The following is a 17,885-nucleotide window of genomic DNA, read 5'->3' as shown; positions in this document are numbered from 1 at the left end:
GGAGGCAGAATTACTCAGCACCATCCTCGTTGTCTTTTGCAGCTGTCAGCAATCCTGTCATTCGTGCAGCATTCGCTGGATCCAGGTTTTCCATAATAGAAGCCAGCGTATCCGGTTTGACATTTGCTAATATGCGCACCGCTTCAGAATCTTCCATTTCTGTAATAATTGGTGCAGCTTTTTTGGCGGAAATCGTTTCATAGGTTTTAATAATATCCTTAAAGGCACGTTTATTTTCATCCCGCATCGCTCTAAGTTCATCTATTTCCTGCTGTAATCTTTCCTTTTCCAGCTGTGCTCGCTCTATATCAAGATCCTTTGTTTCCAGCTGTCCTTCAAGCTGTGTAATTCTCGCTTCCCTGTCTTTTATATCGGCTTCAAGCTCAAACACTTTGTTTTCAAATTCTTCCATACTGGCATTTTGATCTTCAGTAAAGAGAGCAGAAAGAATAGGAATTCTTTGTCCATATTCTTTCGTGACTTGGAAAACGTTGTGACCAAGTAATGTGAAAACAAGCAGCATAACTGCAAGCGCAAAAAGCAGTGGAATTAGAAACCAATATAGAAACTTTTGAAACTTGCTTGTTGTATTTTGATTACCTTCAAGTTCATTTTTTTTTCCCATTCGACCACCTAATTTCCTCGATTGACGAAATGCTGTATCGAAATATCATCCATTTGTCTGCCCTCTAGCTGTTTTAATTCCTCATAAAAATGTTCTTTGCTTTTTTCTTTTATCTTTTCGTATTTTTTTACTTCTATATTTTTTTCCATTAATCGATCTTGAAAATAATTCATTTGACTTCTTGTATTCATCACCATCTTTTGAAAGTGATGAATTGTCTTTTCCAGGTTGCCGACAAACTGCTGATGGTGTCTGATTTCTTGGACTGGCAAACCGCTTAGTAATCTTTCCGATTGCAGAGATTCCAGATCCTCTTTTTTCTTAAGCAATTCATACAGCTTCTCAGCAGCATCTTCAAATCGTTTAACAGATTGGTTATAAAGCTCAAGTGCTTCATCTTTTTCACGTTCGCGGATGGACAGTACTTTATTAAATTTAAACTGAAACTGCACTTGGGTCAGTCTCCTTTCCCGGTAATGCGATAAAGTTGCTGAATGCTTTCGTCAATCGATATTTTTTCATGTGTCCTCTGTTTTAAAAATGCTGTAATCAGCGGATAAAGTCTAATGGCCTCATCGATTTCTGCTGATGAGCCCTTTTTATAAGCACCAATGTTTATGAGATCTTCTGAATTGATATAAATACTTAAAAATTGACGCAGCCTTTCAGCTGCTTGCACATGTGCGGGTGCTGAGATCTGATTCATAACCCTGCTGACACTTTTTAATACATTAACAGCAGGATATTGACCCTTATTGGCAAGAGCACGATCCAAAACAAAATGCCCATCCAAAATTCCTCGCACTGTATCTGCAATTGGTTCATTCATATCATCACCATCAACGAGCACCGTGTAAAATGCCGTAATAGTTCCGACTTCGTTAGTACCCGTTCTTTCAAGGAGTTTCGGCAAAATCGCAAAGACAGATGGTGTATATCCTTTAGTCGTAGGGGGTTCTCCCACTGCCAATCCAACTTCACGCTGAGCCATTGCCACACGAGTGACTGAGTCCATCATTAGCATAACGTTTAAACCTTTATCTCGAAAATACTCGGCTATGGCTGTTGCCGTATATGCACCTTTAATCCGCATTAATGCAGGCTGATCTGAAGTAGCAACAACAACTATAGATCTTTTTAATCCTTCAGGTCCCAGGTCCTTTTCAATAAATTCACGCACTTCACGGCCACGCTCACCTATTAGAGCAATGACATTTAAGTCGGCAGTTGTATTACGCGCGATCATGCCGAGCAGGGTGCTTTTTCCTACACCGCTTCCTGCGAAAATACCTACACGCTGTCCTTTTCCTACAGATAGCAAACTGTCAAGCATACGTACTCCAACTTCAATCGGCTCATGAATCGGCGGCCTTTTTAACGGATTTGGCGGATTTTGATCAGTAGGGACACTTGTTAGCCCTCTTGGCAAACTGCTCTCATCAAGCGGTCTTCCTAATGAATCAATCGCCTTTCCAATTAATGCCGAACCAACTTTAATTTCTAAGGGACTGCCCGTTGCTTCCACTAAACTGCCAGGTGCAATTTCATTTAGTTCTGTATAAGGCATTAGGATGACATTTTCACCTTTAAATCCAACTACTTCAGCTAATATGGTTGATTTTTTCTTTTTTCCAATATGAATATAGCAGACATCACCGATAGAACTTTCTGGACCTTGTGATTCAATCATAAGCCCCACCACACGGTTTACTCTTCCGTATCGCTTAAAGCTGTCTATTTCATCCAGATAATCCAGTGCATCATCCATCTGCATTAATGGTCACTCTCCAATTTTTCAAACAGCTTGACCTTAATTTCATTAAGCTGACTATCAACAGCTGCATCAATTCGGCCGCTTTCAGATTCTATTACACAGCTGCTTTCAGGCAATTCGTCGTTAGGAAAAATATACAATTTTGTTTCTTTCGGAAACACAGCCATTAATTCATCCTTATGGTTTACTAGGAGCTCGTATTGTGTCGGGTGCACATGAAGCTGAACGTCACTCTGTTCCCTTGCTTCTTTTAGAGCACGTTTTACATATGAAATGTAATGTTCTGCATTTGCCGAAAGGTCTTCGTTAATAATTTTTGAAGCAACCTTGATGCCGATCTGCAGAATCGTCCTTTCAGCTTGATCTACAGTTGATTCATAGTCTTTTTTGCTGAGATCGACTGTCTGTTGAGCAAGAGTTATATACTCTGCATAATCGTTATGGCCTTGTTGCCTGCCAGCTTCGTAGCCTGCACTATACCCATCAGACTGTGCTTGCTCAAACAGTGCCTGTTTTTCCTGCTGCAGAGATTCCCGCTCTGTTTGTATATGATCTTCCAGCCTATTAACTTCTTCTCTGGCTGCATTCAGCATTTGCTCTGCTTCCATTTTGGCATGGGATAGGATCTGCTGAATCTCTGCTTCTGTGTGTGCATGGTTTCTCAGCTCAGGGCTGCCTTCAGTATTATCAAATGTTTTAATTCTAATAATCTTTTGGTCTTTTTCAGGGATGTCATTTATAGCCTTATATAATCTAGACAATAATGTCATCTCCTCCGCCACGGGCCACGATTATTTCACCTGACTCTTCCAGTCTTCGGATGATGCCGACAATTCTTGATTGTGCTTCTTCAACTTCACGCAGCCTTACAGGACCCATGTATTCCATTTCATCCTTAAACGTCTCAACCATTCTCGAAGACATATTGCTAAAGACAATTTCTTTAACTTCGTCACTGGATACTTTCAGCGAAAGCATAAGATCTTCAGTTTCACAATCACGGATGATTCTCTGGATAGCGCGATTATCAAGTGTAACAATATCTTCAAAGACGAACATTCTTTTCTTAATTTCTTCAGCTAATTCAGGATCCTGAATTTCTAATGCATCAAGAATCGTTCTTTCTGTCGCACGGTCCACACCATTTAATACATCTACAACCGCCTCAACTCCGCCTGTCTGCGTATAATCCTGTGTAACAGTTGCTGAAAGCTTTCTTTCAAGTATTTGTTCTACTTCGTTGATGATTTCCGGTGATGTGCTATCCATTACAGCGATCCTTCTTGCGATATCAGCCTGCATTTCCTGAGGCAGCTCGGAAAGAATCTGTCCCGCCTGCGCTGAATCTAAATAAGAAAGAATAAGTGCGATTGTCTGCGGATGCTCGTTTTGTATAAAGTTGAAAATTTGGCCAGGGTCTGCTTTGCGGGCAAAGTCAAATGGACGCACCTGCAAAGAAGAAGTCAGTCTGTTGATAATGACTGACGCTTGTTCTGTTCCAAGAGCTTTTTCCAGGACTGTTTTCGCATAGCCAATTCCGCCTTGTGAAATATAATCTTGAGCAAGTGCTATTTGGTGAAACTCTTCAAGAATTTCTTCTTTTGCCTCAGATTCCACCTTTTTAACTCCAGAAATTTCCAATGTGAGTTTTTCAATTTCTTCCTCACTCAAATGCTTGTATACCGATGAAGCAACATCAGGCCCAAGGGAGATTAGCAGGATGGCTGCTTTTTGCTTGCCTGTTAATTCTTTTTGTTCATTTCTTGCCACGATTTAGTCCCCCCTTAGTCTTCTGCGATCCATGTTCTTAATAATTTAGCAAAGTCTTCTGGCTTTTCTTTTGCCATCTTTTCTAATTGTTTACGGCGTAAAGTACCTTCTGTTTCAGCCTCTTGGTTCACGTCTGGAACATTAAATGTCCGTTGTTCAGCAAGAACTTCTTCTTCTTCATCGATTTCATTCGCTTTCTTCCTAGCTCGAATAAAGAGGAAAATTAAAACAGCGATAATTAAAATCAATAATCCGCCTATTGCATAAACCCACCATGGCAGGCCAGCTGCAGCTTCTTCAGAAAATTCCACCTTGCCATTAAACGGCTGAACAGATACAAGTATTTTATCTTGCAATGCTTCGTCTGTGATTTCGCCTTCAACAGAATCTTTGTTAATTGTCGTTCTTACAATCGTTCCTAACATTTGAGTAATGTCATTAATTCGTTCTTGCGGCAGTGAGTTAGGGTCATCTGCAGTAGGAGGCTCAACCATAACCTGGATGCCTAAATCTCTAATTTTATAAGGACTTTCAACAATTTCTCTGCGAATTTTATTCACTTCATTGTTAATCGTCTCTTCAATTCGTTCATAATCGCCATTTCCTTCAGCACCTTCTGCATATGTCGTGCCTAAAGCGTCAGCCGGATCTTCTCCTTGCGGGATTCCGCCAACTTGATCTCCGTTCCCTGTGAAGGTTTCTGTAACTCTCTGCGCGCTAATCGCGATACCTTCCATATTTTCTTCATCAACAGGCTCAACTAGGTTTTCTTCTCTATTTTCCTGGGTAAAGTCAATATCAGCAGTAACAGAAACAACCACTTTGTCTGGTCCCATCAATGTTCCAAGCATGCTTTGAACTTGTCTTTGCACATCACGTTCAATTTCTTTTTTAATCTCATGCTGTGCAGCAAAAGTAGACCCTGGAGAATTTTCATTATTTTTTTGATCAAAGTACTCAAAATATTGGTTAGTGATGACGATATTATCAGTAGGTAGGTTTGGTACACTTTTTGAAACAAGATGATACAAAGCCTGGATTTGTGAGTCCTCAAACTGATAACCAGGTTTTGTATCAAGCACGATAGAAGCAGATGCTGCTTCTGTTGAATCATTAACAAAGATGCCCTTCTCAGGAAGGTTAATCATAACCTTTGCATCGTTAACCCCGTCAACCCCTTTGATTAACGTTGCTAACTCCGTCTGCATAGCATCCAGCTTCAATACATTAAATTCATTCTCTGTCATTCCAATTCCAGCGTTCTGGCTAAAGAAGGAATAATCAATGCCGCCTGATTTAGGCAGACCTTCAGCAGCAAGTTCAACCAGTAACGTATCAGCCATCTCTTCTGGTACTAAAATGGTCGTACCGTCATTAGCTATTTCAGACTGTATACCCCTTGCCGTTAAGTTCTCTTTAATTGCCCCTGTTTCCGATGGCGATAGATTGCTATATAAAGGAACGAAACTTGTAGAAGTTGCCCAAATTGAACCGGCAATTATTAATATAATTAAAAGAATAGAAGAACCGATATATAAAGTTTTTTGCTTTTTTGGACGCGATCTCCAAAACTCTTTTAATTTTGTTATGAAATTTTGAAACGATTCTTTCATCATTACCCCCCGATGGTTCCGCCATAGCTTCTCAGAAAAAATTCACTTAAATTCATGTCTTCTCAGAAGCTATAGCTGTATATGCATTGTGGGCGCATAGTCCAAATAAATTTTATTCTTTTCTATTAAACTTGCATTCTCATCATCTCTTGATATGCTTCAATCACTTTATTCCGTATTTCAAGAGTTGCCGTCATCGTTACACTCGCTTTTTGTGAAGCAATCATAACTTGATGCAAATCAACATTTTCTCCGCGAGCTAATTTTTCAGTTAGTTTATCTGATTCAATTTGTGTTTCATTAACTTTATTAATAGAATCCTTAAGGACGGACGCAAAATCCTTCTGCGCTTCGAATGGTGTAGTACGATTTACTGTTGTATTGTTTATGTTTTGTACAGATTGCGACACAGGTGAAAATGTTACATTATTCATTTAGCAGTACCCCCATTACTTCCCAATCTCCAATGACTTCATCATCATATTTTTTGACGCATTAAATACGGTCACATTTGCTTCATAAGATCTAGTTGCACTCATAAGGTCAACCATCTCTCTAAGTGGATCCACATTCGGCATCTCCACATAGCCATCCTCATTGGCATCTGGATGAGTAGGGTCATACACCATTTTAAATGGCGTTTCATCTTCTACTACCTCCGTTACCTTCACACCATTTCCTATTCCAGTTTGACTGGATCGTCCTATTGCTTTATTTAGAAATGATGAGAATTGTCCTTCTTTTGGCTGCAATACAACGGATTTTCTGCGATATGTTTCTCCGCCGTTCAAACTTCTTGTTGAATCAACATTTGCCATATTAGATGAGATAACATCCATGCGAAGTCTTTGAGCAGTTAAGGCAGAAGAAGTATTGTTCATACTATGAAAGATTGTCATGATTATCTGCCTCCCTTAAGAACGTTTTGCAGGCTTGATAATTTACCGCTCATCCGGTCAACAAGCGCATTATAGTAAATTTGATTTGTGGCTAAGTCAGACATTTCTTTGTCAATATCGACACTGTTGCCTGATTCGTTATAAGAAACGTTTCTTTGTGACACGATTCCGTTTGCAGCAGCATTTGATTTAAATTCATAATGTCTGGCATCCGTACGATATGCTTTCTGAGCTCCTGCCATCGCTTGATTTAATGTGTCTTTAAAGCTGACATCCTTCGCCTTATAACCTGGTGTATCCACATTCGCTATATTTTGAGAAATCACTTTTTGTTTTAGTGATGAGTAATTTAACGAACCTTCAATCGTCGAGATCGTACCTGAAAACAAGTTCAATTTTGCCACCTCATATTCCTTAATCAATAATAATCTGAAAAAAACATATATTCTCCGACGAATTACGACAATTTTCAACTTAAATCTTATTGTAATGAATTTGAAATAATAAGTCTATGTGCATTATGTTAATTTTAGTGATTCATTCGGACTATTTTCATTTATTTTTGTATAAGACCATTATCTCTTATTATAAAAATGCAATGCGCGTTATTTGTCGAATTATAGACTTACAGAGATTATATGATGTAATAACCATAAACACAATATAGGAGTTTTTACTCAAATGGATAAAGTTACACCTAGTTATAGGACTAACGTACTATTTTTTATCTGAATATACTTCACTGTTTTTTCGTAACAAATGAAATATAAATAGAAATAAATAGAGACTGGAACAGTATTTACCTCATTTTACATGTCTATTTCCAATAGAAACATTAGAAATAGGCAGATAAAAACCCGAACTATTGTTGAAAGAATAAGTAAAAACTTTCTTATAGTCCGGGCTGGATTTTCAATTATGAAATTCCCGATTCGAATCGTGCATTATTTTTAACTGTATGATCTACAAACTTGATAGTATAAAAAAAAAGCATCCAGTTCAACTGGATACTTTTTGAAGTTTTAGTTTGACTTCAATTTTTCAAGTTCGAATAAGAATTTATCATTAAGAACTTTAATGTAAGTTCCCTTCATCCCTAATGAACGTGACTCAATAACACCAGCACTTTCAAGTTTTCTCAAAGCGTTAACAATAACAGATCTTGTGATGCCGACACGGTCAGCAATTTTAGATGCTACAAGTAATCCTTCATTTCCATTTAATTCTTCGAAGATGTGCTCAATCGCCTCTAATTCACTATAAGACAGTGAGCTGATTGCCATTTGAACAACCGCTTTGCTTCTAGCTTCTTCTTCAATTTCTTCAGCCTTTTCACGAAGAATTTCCATTCCAACAACTGTTGCACCATATTCAGCTAAAATTAAATCATCATCATGAAATTGTTCTTGTACACGAGCCAAAATCAATGTACCAAGACGTTCCCCGCCGCCAATAATTGGTACAATAGTCGTTAAACCTTCACGGAAAAGATCTTTATTCTCCACAGGGAAAGCTGTATACTCGCTATTGATGTCTAAGTTTGATGAAGTTTCTTGAATGCTGAATAAGTTTTTTGTATATTCTTCAGGAAATTGACGCTCTTCAAGCATTTTTTTCATACGCTCATTTTCAATTTGCTGATTAGCTGCATAGCCTAATAGCTTACCGCGGCGGCTAACAACGAAAATGTTCGCTTCAATGACTTCACTTAGCGTTTCAGCCATTTCTTTGAAATTAACCGGTTTCCCAGCAGCTTTTTGAAGCATTGCATTAATCTTTCTTGTTTTTGATAATAAATCCATTCTTACTTCCTCCTATTTGCTAACACAATTAACAATTATCATATTTTGAGGCTGTTTTCAGGTACATTTTACAGTTTCTTAAAGAACCTATGTTTGTACATATTGCTGGAAAAAGCCTAGCTAAAAACTCTTCATTAAATCCTATTTTAATGCAGGAGTGTTTTCATAATACCCTTACTCTTTGCTTTAAAAACGACTTACAGGATAAATTGGCTAAGGTCCTTATTACGTGAAATGGCACCAAGTTTCTCTTCAACGTATTGAGGAGTGATTGTAATCTTTTCTAAAGTGACTTCCGGCGCTTCAAAGGATAAGTCCTCAAGCAGTTTTTCCAAAATGGTGTGAAGTCGTCTCGCACCGATATTATCTGTATTTTGATTCACATCAAATGCAAATTGAGCAATCCTACGAATAGCATCGTCAGAAAATTCAATTTGTATACCTTCTGTTTCCAATAAAGCTTGATATTGTTTAATCAGCGCATTATCCGGCTCAACAAGGATTTTAAAGAAATCGTCAACTGTCAGCTTTGTCAGTTCAACACGGATTGGGAAGCGCCCCTGCAGTTCTGGAATCAGGTCAGAAGGCTTTGCAATGTGAAATGCTCCTGCAGCCATGAATAGTACGTGATCCGTTTTCACGGAGCCGTATTTGGTCACTACTGTTGATCCCTCTACAACTGGCAGGATATCTCTTTGCACACCTTCACGTGATACATCCGCCGAAGAACCTCCGTTATTTTTGCTGGCAATTTTATCGATTTCATCAATAAAGATGATCCCTGATTGCTCTGCTCTAAACACAGCTTCCTGGCCAACCTCATCCATATCAATTAACTTCTGAGCTTCCTCATTTGTTAAGACTTTTCTTGCTTCTCTTACAGTCAGCTTACGCTTCTTTTTCTTCTTAGGCATAAATCCGCTTAATGCATCTTGCATATTCATGCCCATTTGCTCCATTCCTGACCCTTGAAGCATATCAAACATTGAAGGCTGCTGTTCTTCAACCTCCACAGTGATCATTTCGTTTTCAAGTTCGCCAAGTTCCAGCTTCATCTTGATGACTTTTCTTTTTTCTTGCAGGGAAATATCTTCACTATTAGATTGTTCCTGTTCAGTTTGTTCATTTCCGCCGCCAAATAGCATCTCAAGCGGATTTTTATAGGAAGTATTTTTCTTGCTGCTTGGCACTAATAAAGATATAAGTCTGCGATTAGCATTTTCTTCTGCACGCTCTTTAACACTTGCCATCTTTTCCTCTTTGACAAGCCTTACAGAAGTTTCAACCAGATCTCTAACCATTGACTCAACATCACGGCCTACATAACCAACTTCGGTAAACTTTGTTGCTTCCACTTTTACGAAAGGTGCGCCAACTAATTTAGCCATCCGTCTGGCAATTTCCGTTTTACCTACTCCTGTAGGTCCGATCATTAAGATATTTTTCGGACTGATTTCATCACGGAGCTGCTCATCTAACAATGCTCTGCGATAGCGATTGCGCAAAGCGACAGCAACTGCCTTCTTTGCGTCTTTTTGCCCAATAATATACTGATCCAGCTTATCAACAATTTGCCTTGGTGTTAAATTTGTTCCTTTTGCCATTTTGAGCACTCCTCTCTATAATTCTTCTACAACGATATTATGGTTTGTATACACACAAATTTCCGCAGCCGTTTCAAGAGATGCTTTAGCAATTTCCTTTGCAGTTAAATGCTCACCTGCATATCTTTTTAAAGATCTGCCTGCTGAAAGCGCATAATTACCTCCAGAACCAATGGCTAAAATTCCGTCATCCGGTTCAATGACTTCCCCTGTGCCTGAAATAAGTAATAAACCTTCTTTATTCATTACGATCAGCATTGCTTCAAGCTTTCGGAGTACTCGATCACTTCTCCACTCTTTTGCAAGCTCAACAGCTGCTCTTTGCAGATTGCCATTATATTCTTCAAGCTTTCCTTCAAACTTTTCAAATAATGTAAATGCATCAGCAACAGATCCAGCAAATCCGGCAACCACTTTTCCATTAAAAAGCTTTCTCACCTTTTTTGCTGTGTGCTTCATTACTACAGCATTTCCGAATGTAACCTGTCCATCACCAGCCATGGCACATTCACCATTATGCTGTACAGCAAAGATTGTTGTTGCATGAAATTGAGACATCCTAATTCCTCCTTTTGGAGAGTCATTTATTTAATAGGGAGCAATCGCCCATTAAAAAGATCTATATTCATTAATAACCAAAAAACGAAACAGTTATGACAAAAATTAAGCTCTAGGATGATGCGACATGTAGGTATTTCGCAAATATTCATTTGTTACATGTGTATAAACCTGTGTAGAAGATAAGAAAGCATGCCCTAATAGCTCTTGCACGGTCCGCATATCTGCCCCATTTGCCATTAGGTGCGTAGCAAAGGTATGGCGCAGCATGTGAGGGTGAATCTTTCCATTTAGAGACGATTTCTCGATCAATTTATCAAGGACATTGCGGATCCCTCTTTCACTGATACCCTTCCCTCGATAATTCAAAAACAGATGATCATCTTCTCCGCCTTTTCCCATCAATTCTTTTCTGCCATTATGTATATATGCTTCCAATGCTTCATGAGCAAAGCTGCCAAATGGAATATAACGGTCCTTGCTTCCTTTCCCATGCACAAGCACCGTAGAAATGTGAAAATCTAAATCTTTCAATGTGATCTTTGCACATTCCCCTACACGCATGCCAGTTGCATAAAGAAGCTCAAGCAGAGCTTTATTGCGCTGCCCTAAAGCTGTGTCTGTTTCACAGGCCTCGAATAATACCTGGAGCTCTTCTTCGTAAAAAAACTGTGGCAGCCTTTTTTCACTTTTAGGAATAGACACAAGTGAAAAGGGATTTTCTGTGATGATTTTTTCCCTCACCAGAAACTTAAAAAAGCTGCGTAGGCATGAAATTTTCCTTGCTACTGATTTTCTTTTCAGCTTCTTATTGTAGAGGTCTGTTAAAAAAATTCTCACGTCACTATATTGAACTTGGCTCGCTGATTCAATTCCTTGTTCAGACATGAACAAAAAAAATTCTCGAATATCATACTGATAATGCTCGATGGTATACTGGGAATAATTTTTTTCGATTTGTAAATATTCAATAAATAGATCTAAAGAAACGTTTACATTCAAACAAATCACCTCGCAAGAGCTACTAAATAGTATCACACATCAGCAGCTCTTGCAAGAAACTTTACAAATTTTTCACAAAGTTCTGAATTGTTTGTAATGCTCTATTTGCATGCTGTTCATTTCTTTCACTTTTTCCTTTAATTTTCACTGGCAGATCCGGGAATAACCCAAAGTTTGCATTCATTGGCTGGAAGTTTTTCGAATTAGCAGTTGTGATATAACGTGCCATGCTGCCAATCGCTGTCTCGTGCGGGAATTCAAGCGGCTCTTTCCCTTCAACAATTCTTGCAGCGTTGATGCCAGCTACTAGTCCGCTAGCTGCTGATTCAACATATCCTTCCACTCCCGTCATTTGACCCGCAAAGAACAGGTCAGAACGATTCTGGAATTGGTATGTTGCGCGCAGAACTTTAGGAGAATTAATAAATGTGTTTCTGTGCATCACGCCATAACGTACAATTTCAGCGTTTTCCAAACCTGGTATTAAACGAATAACTTCTTTCTGCGGACCCCATTTTAAATGCGTTTGGAAACCTACAATATTATATAAAGTTCCCGCTGCATCATCCTGGCGAAGCTGTACGACTGCAAACGGACGTTTTCCTGTTTTAGGATCCTCTAACCCAACCGGCTTCATTGGACCAAATAGCATTGTCTTTTTACCGCGGCCTGCCATTACTTCGATCGGCATACACCCTTCAAAAAAGATTTCCTTTTCAAATTCTTTTAAAGGAACCGTTTCTGCAGATACTAATGCCTGATAAAACGTTTCAAATTCCTCTTCAGTCATTGGGCAATTTAAATATGCTGCCTCTCCTTTATCGTAACGGGATTTTAAGTACACCTTGTCCATATTGATTGAGTCTTTCTCAATAATCGGTGCTGCAGCATCATAAAAGTATAAGTACTCTTCACCGGAAAGCTGCTTTAGCTTTTCTGATAAAGCAGGACTCGTCAGCGGGCCAGTTGCGATCACGGTAAGACCTTCTGGAATCTCGGTTACCTCTTCCTGAATGACCGTTACATTTGGATGATTCTTCACTTGCTCTGTAACACGGGCAGCAAAGTCATGGCGGTCAACTGCAAGTGCTCCCCCAGCTGGAACTGCACTTTGATCTGCAGAGTTTATGATCACAGAGTTTAGATTTCTCATTTCTTCCTTTAAAACACCTACTGCATTGGTTAAATTGTTCGCACGCAGCGAGTTGCTGCATACTAATTCTGCAAATTTATCTGTATGGTGAGCAGGTGTCTGTTTAACCGGTCTCATTTCATATAAGCGAACTTGGATTCCGCGGTTTGCAATTTGCCAAGCTGCTTCACTGCCAGCCAAACCAGCGCCGACTACATTCACAATTCTATTTTCCAATTTCAATTCCTCCAGTATGTACAATCATGCTAATGGTTTATAACTTCTTAATAAGTTGAACTTATACCACTTTAAAGCGGTAAAGCGCACAAAGTGGTCATAGAACGTTCTAATGAATCATCATGTAAGGAATAATTACTGTAAACCTTTGAATTTGACTTGGATTTAGCGTCCTTACGAATAGTATACGATTAACATCGTCCTTAAGTTTCATTTTGGCAGGATACGCTCATTTTTGCTATAAAATGCGATTAATATTCTTTTTCAACAGGATAATGTTAAATATCCAATCTGCATTGTACAACACGATAAGAAAAAAGGAAAGCAAGAGCACTCTTTTTTCAAATAATCTCCCCAACAAGGATAATATGGACTCTCCAGCCTCCTAAAAAATTGAAAAGAGCAGGCGTTTGCCTGCTCTTACTTTTGTGGTTCTTCTTTATAATCACATTCCACACATTGTACTTGCACGCCTTTTTTAAGCTTCTTTTCCACGAGAGTGTTATCACATTTTGGACAGCTGCGCGCAAGCGGCTTATCCCACGAAATAAAGTCACACTCTGGAAAACGGTCACAACCATAGAAAATCCGTTTCTTTTTACTTTTTCTTTCTATTATATTGCCTTCCTTACATTTAGGGCACTTTACACCAATTTCTTTAACAATTGGTTTTGTGTTTCGGCAGTCTGGGAAATTGCTGCACGCCATAAATTTTCCGTACCTGCCCATTTTAAATACCATTGGGCTCCCGCACATCTCGCAATCTTCACCGGCAGGTTCATCTTTGATCTCAACAGATTGCATTTCCTTTTCTGCTACCTCTAGGTGTTTTTCAAAATCACCGTAAAAATCATCAATAATTTTTACCCAGTTTACTTTGCCTTCTTCAATGTAATCAAGATCCTGTTCCATTTTGGCTGTAAACTCAACATCCAGGATGTCAGGGAAAAACTCGAGAATAAGTTCAAGTACAATCTCACCAAGTTCAGTAGGGATAAAACGCTTATTATCCAATGAAACATAACCGCGTTTTTGAATCGTGTCCAAAGTTGGAGCGAATGTAGATGGACGGCCAATTCCCAGTTCTTCCATTGTTCTTACGAGTCTTGCCTCTGTATACCTTGGCGGCGGCTGTGTAAAATGCTGTTTTGGTTCAATTTCTTTTTTTAGAACCTCGTCTCCTTCTTGGAGATTTGGCAGCATATTATTCTTCTCTTCTGACTGATCATCAGATCCCTCAACATATACCTTCATAAAACCTTGAAATTTCACTTTTGATCCTGTCGCTCTAAAAATGACTGGACCATTATTTAAGTCAACACTCATTGTATCCATAATAGCAGGAGCCATTTGACTTGCAACAAAACGTTCCCAAATCAGTCTGTACAGACGAAGCTGATCACGTGATAAGAAGTCCTTCATACTGGATGGTTCCTTTAATGTGCTGGTCGGTCTTATCGCTTCATGGGCATCCTGTGTATTTGCGTTTTTCTTTTCTTTCTTTTTATCAAGTGATAGATATTCTTTTCCGAAGGTTTGTTCAATATAATTTGCCGCTTCGGTTTGAGCAATCTCAGATATTCTAGTTGAGTCTGTTCTCATATATGTGATTAGACCAACTGTTCCTTCTTTGCCCAAGTCTATTCCTTCATACAGCTGCTGCGCAAGCATCATGGTCTTTTTTGCACGGAAGTTTAATTTGCGTGCCGCTTCCTGCTGAAGAGAGGAAGTTGTAAAAGGAACAGCTGCATTTCTTTTTCTCTCTTTTTTTGTAACAGAAGTGACGGTAAAGCTGTTACCCTTCATCTTTTTGAGAACATCCTTTACAGATGCCTCTGAACCTAATTCAACCTTTTTCCCATCTACTCCGTAAAAGGAAGCCTCAAAAGCTGTTTTTCCTTTAAGGAATTCTCCATCAATTGACCAATATTCTTCTGGAATGAAATCCTTGATTTCTTTTTCACGGTCAATAATTAATCTTACAGCAACAGATTGAACCCTTCCTGCACTTAGCCCTTTCTTTACCTTTTTCCAAAGGAGCGGGCTAATATTGTAGCCTACAAGTCTATCTAACATTCTTCTCGCTTGCTGTGCGTCAACCAAGTCCATATTAATGGCACGCGGATGTTTAAATGATTCTTTGATTGCATCCTTTGTAATTTCATTAAAGACAACTCTGCAATCTGAAGCTATATCAATATCAAGACTATGTGCTAAATGCCAGGCAATTGCTTCTCCTTCACGATCCGGGTCAGCTGCGAGATAAATTTTCTTAGCCTTTTTAGCTGCTGTTTTCAATTCTTTTAGGACTGGGCCTTTGCCTCGAATGGTGATATATTTGGGCTCAAAATTATTTTCTACATCTACGCCCATTTGGCTCTTAGGCAAGTCTCTGATATGGCCCATCGACGCTTTTACTTTATATTTTTTACCGAGATAACGCTCGATCGTTTTTGCTTTTGCTGGTGATTCCACTATTACTAAAAACTCAGACATCTATTGTCCTCCTTAAGAGGGTTGATTTTTTTCATTATTGTCATGATTCCCTTATTATTCATTTTTTTGAATTTATTTTAGCTTGCTATTTTTACTAATCTACAGGAAATATTCATATTATTTATCATATTATTCAGCTTTGTCAAATTTAAATAGGGTTGTGCTTAAGCTGATGAGTCCTCATTTCATCAGAATATCTACCATTTTTCAACCTATTATCCATCATAATCGTTTTTATTTTTTATGAAATCGGTGACAAACATCTGTTGCAAAATGTATAACAGTTTTTATAGAAATTCAAGCTTTTTACACAAATTCCTTTATTTTTGGTTGTTTTTATTTATAAAAAAGCTTTTTTCTCACTTTTTGAAAGAATAAAATCCATACAAGAAATATTTGAGAATTACAGAAATTCAATTGTATTTTAACTCTTCTAGAATGTCCTCCGCTCTGATAATGAGCTTTGCACCTTTTTGAATAATCTCATTTGTTCCCTCATAAGCGGGATCGGTTATATCTCCAGGAATGGCGAAAACATCTCTTCCTTCGTTAAGCGCGGTACTTGCGGTGATGAGAGAACCGCTTCTTCTCTTTGCCTGTACAACAAGTGTAGCTCTGGATATCCCGCTGATTATTCGATTCCTTTGCGGGAATTGCCATCTGGCCGGCTTAGAATCAGGAGCATACTCAGAGAGCAAGAGATGGTCTTTCATTATATGCTCTGCCAAGGCCGTATTCTCTTTTGGGTAAATATTAAAAAATCCACCTGCTATGATGGCAATTGTTTGTCCGCCTTCTTTAATAGCTGTTTCGTGTGCGATGGTATCAATTCCTGCTGCTAATCCACTGACAATCACAACTTTTTCAGAAATTAGTTTAGGAAATAAACATTTTATTGCTTTTTGACCATAGGGGGTCGCTTCCCTTGACCCCACCACAGCAAGGCAATCATTATGATTTAACAAAGTTATATTACCTTTAGCATATAGTACCCATGGCGGCTGAAATGTTTCCTTTAATCTTTGAGGATAACATTGATCTGCTATTGTAATCAGATTTATTTGATGTTGGTCATAGAGAGAAATTTTTTCAAGGTTCGCATCTGTGTGAAGGTCAAATAAAGCAGTGTTGAATAATTGAGGGGATTTAAAAAGAGAAGAGAAATGTTGCAGGAAATTCTGTTCATAAAGATCTGATAATGTAGGGTTTACTTTTAATATATGATAAATAGTCTTCCAGCCTATGCCTCTGCATTGCTGCAGATGGGTTAATCTTCTTGTGAATTCGTCCATTGTAAGCCTCCTGCTATTTTTTTATGATGCAGAAATAGTCCTCCATGATTTTGGAGGACTATTTCCTATTGCCATATTATTAATGTGTCTTACATTGTTCGTAAAGACCTTTTTCTCTTAATACTTTAATTAAAGTTTCACCCATTACTGAAGGAGTGTCTGCTACTTCAATACCGCACTCATTCATAACACGGATCTTTTCATCAGCTGTTCCTTTTCCGCCAGAAATAATCGCGCCAGCATGGCCCATTCTTTTTCCTGGTGGTGCAGTACGGCCGCCAATAAAGCCAACAACAGGTTTTGTCATATTGGCTTTTACCCATTCAGCAGCTTCTTCTTCAGCAGTACCGCCGATTTCACCAATCATGATAACCGCTTTTGTTTCAGGATCTTCATTGAACGCTTTTAACACGTCGATAAAGTTTGTTCCATTAACAGGGTCCCCGCCGATACCTACAGCTGTAGACTGGCCAATTCCTGCTTGTGTTAGCTGATGTACCGCTTCATATGTTAAAGTACCAGAACGGGATACAACACCAACATGGCCCTTTGTATGAATATAGCCAGGCATGATGCCGATCTTACATTCATCAGGAGTAATAACACCTGGGCAGTTTGGTCCAACTAAACGTGTTTTCTTTCCTTCCATATAGCGTTTAACTTTCACCATATCCAGGACAGGAATATGTTCTGTAATACAAATAGCAAGATCGAGTTTAGCATCAACTGCTTCAAGAATTGCATCTGCTGCAAAAGGAGCCGGAACATAGATAACAGATGCATTTGCACCAGTTGCTTCCACTGCTTCACTTACTGTGTTGAATACAGGTACTCCTTCGACCTCAGTTCCACCTTTACCAGGAGTAACACCGCCGACAATTTTTGTACCGTATTCAAGCATTTGTTTTGTATGGAAAAGGGCTGTTGAGCCTGTGATTCCTTGAACGATTACTTTTGTATCTTTATTGATAAAAACGCTCACGTTAATTCTCCTTCCTGTTTTCCGGGTTATCTTTTATCACATTTTAATAGTGTATAAGTGTTGTTCGCTCGCTTTCTTAAATTACTATTTTTCAAAATA

17 protein-coding genes are annotated in these 17,885 nt (G+C 38.7%); all 17 read right to left on the bottom strand.

Features of this window, described 5'->3' with window-relative positions:
- Nucleotides 1–10: 10 nt before the first annotated feature.
- Entirely contained in the window at nt 11–625 is a 615-nt protein-coding gene (locus tag F7732_RS02285) for a MotE family protein (protein WP_151572063.1), read from the bottom strand.
- Nucleotides 626–633: 8 nt separating this feature from the next.
- Nucleotides 634–1,077, bottom strand: a complete 444-nt coding sequence (gene fliJ, locus F7732_RS02280; protein WP_151572062.1) for a flagellar export protein FliJ — start codon at nt 1,075–1,077, stop codon at nt 634–636.
- Between the two features lie 5 nt (nt 1,078–1,082).
- Complete coding sequence (gene fliI / locus F7732_RS02275) at nt 1,083–2,399, bottom strand: flagellar protein export ATPase FliI (RefSeq protein WP_151572061.1); 1,317 nt, start codon at nt 2,397–2,399, stop codon at nt 1,083–1,085.
- On the bottom strand, nt 2,399–3,160 hold the full coding sequence (fliH, locus tag F7732_RS02270; RefSeq protein ID WP_161598823.1) for a flagellar assembly protein FliH: 762 nt from the start codon (nt 3,158–3,160) through the stop codon (nt 2,399–2,401). Before fliH ends, fliI begins: the two co-directional genes overlap by 1 nt.
- Entirely contained in the window at nt 3,153–4,169 is a 1,017-nt protein-coding gene (fliG, locus tag F7732_RS02265) for a flagellar motor switch protein FliG (protein WP_066446606.1), read from the bottom strand. Before fliG ends, fliH begins: the two co-directional genes overlap by 8 nt.
- A 14-nt stretch (nt 4,170–4,183) precedes the next feature.
- Nucleotides 4,184–5,782 carry a flagellar basal-body MS-ring/collar protein FliF gene (gene fliF, locus F7732_RS02260; protein WP_151572059.1) on the bottom strand — a complete coding sequence of 533 codons (1,599 nt, stop codon included), beginning with the start codon at nt 5,780–5,782 and terminating at the stop codon, nt 4,184–4,186.
- 125 nt (nt 5,783–5,907) lie between these two features.
- Entirely contained in the window at nt 5,908–6,216 is a 309-nt protein-coding gene (fliE, locus tag F7732_RS02255; RefSeq protein WP_066446610.1) for a flagellar hook-basal body complex protein FliE, read from the bottom strand.
- A gap of 15 nt (nt 6,217–6,231) precedes the next feature.
- On the bottom strand, nt 6,232–6,681 hold the full coding sequence (gene flgC, locus F7732_RS02250; protein WP_151572058.1) for a flagellar basal body rod protein FlgC: 450 nt from the start codon (nt 6,679–6,681) through the stop codon (nt 6,232–6,234).
- 2 nt (nt 6,682–6,683) lie between these two features.
- Nucleotides 6,684–7,076 (bottom strand): flagellar basal body rod protein FlgB, encoded by a 393-nt coding sequence (flgB, locus tag F7732_RS02245; RefSeq protein WP_151572057.1) that lies wholly within the window; start codon nt 7,074–7,076, stop codon nt 6,684–6,686.
- Between the two features lie 627 nt (nt 7,077–7,703).
- Complete coding sequence (gene codY / locus F7732_RS02240) at nt 7,704–8,483, bottom strand: GTP-sensing pleiotropic transcriptional regulator CodY (RefSeq protein WP_066446616.1); 780 nt, start codon at nt 8,481–8,483, stop codon at nt 7,704–7,706.
- Nucleotides 8,484–8,680: 197 nt separating this feature from the next.
- Nucleotides 8,681–10,087, bottom strand: coding sequence for an HslU--HslV peptidase ATPase subunit (gene hslU, locus F7732_RS02235; protein WP_151572056.1), 1,407 nt, complete (start codon nt 10,085–10,087; stop codon nt 8,681–8,683).
- A 15-nt stretch (nt 10,088–10,102) separates the two neighbouring features.
- A complete protein-coding gene (gene hslV, locus F7732_RS02230) occupies nt 10,103–10,645 on the bottom strand; it encodes an ATP-dependent protease subunit HslV (protein WP_066446621.1) in 543 nt (180 codons plus the stop codon).
- A 105-nt stretch (nt 10,646–10,750) separates the two neighbouring features.
- Nucleotides 10,751–11,653, bottom strand: coding sequence for a tyrosine recombinase XerC (gene xerC / locus F7732_RS02225; protein ID WP_151572589.1), 903 nt, complete (start codon nt 11,651–11,653; stop codon nt 10,751–10,753).
- Nucleotides 11,654–11,708: 55 nt separating this feature from the next.
- Nucleotides 11,709–13,016, bottom strand: a complete 1,308-nt coding sequence (gene trmFO / locus F7732_RS02220; protein WP_151572055.1) for an FADH(2)-oxidizing methylenetetrahydrofolate--tRNA-(uracil(54)-C(5))-methyltransferase TrmFO — start codon at nt 13,014–13,016, stop codon at nt 11,709–11,711.
- A gap of 420 nt (nt 13,017–13,436) precedes the next feature.
- The gene (gene topA / locus F7732_RS02215; protein ID WP_151572054.1) at nt 13,437–15,512 is read right to left on the bottom strand and encodes a type I DNA topoisomerase; all 2,076 of its coding nucleotides are present in this window, start codon (nt 15,510–15,512) and stop codon (nt 13,437–13,439) included.
- A gap of 413 nt (nt 15,513–15,925) precedes the next feature.
- Nucleotides 15,926–16,804 carry a DNA-processing protein DprA gene (gene dprA / locus F7732_RS02210; protein WP_151572053.1) on the bottom strand — a complete coding sequence of 293 codons (879 nt, stop codon included), beginning with the start codon at nt 16,802–16,804 and terminating at the stop codon, nt 15,926–15,928.
- A gap of 79 nt (nt 16,805–16,883) precedes the next feature.
- Nucleotides 16,884–17,786, bottom strand: a complete 903-nt coding sequence (gene sucD / locus F7732_RS02205; protein WP_151572052.1) for a succinate--CoA ligase subunit alpha — start codon at nt 17,784–17,786, stop codon at nt 16,884–16,886.
- Nucleotides 17,787–17,885: the final 99 nt, after the last annotated feature.

The organism is Bacillus mesophilum (genome assembly GCF_008923265.1).
In the GTDB taxonomy this organism is placed as follows: Bacteria; Bacillota; Bacilli; order Bacillales; family Cytobacillaceae; genus Cytobacillus; species Cytobacillus mesophilum.
This window is presented reverse-complemented; position numbering and strand designations above follow the sequence as displayed.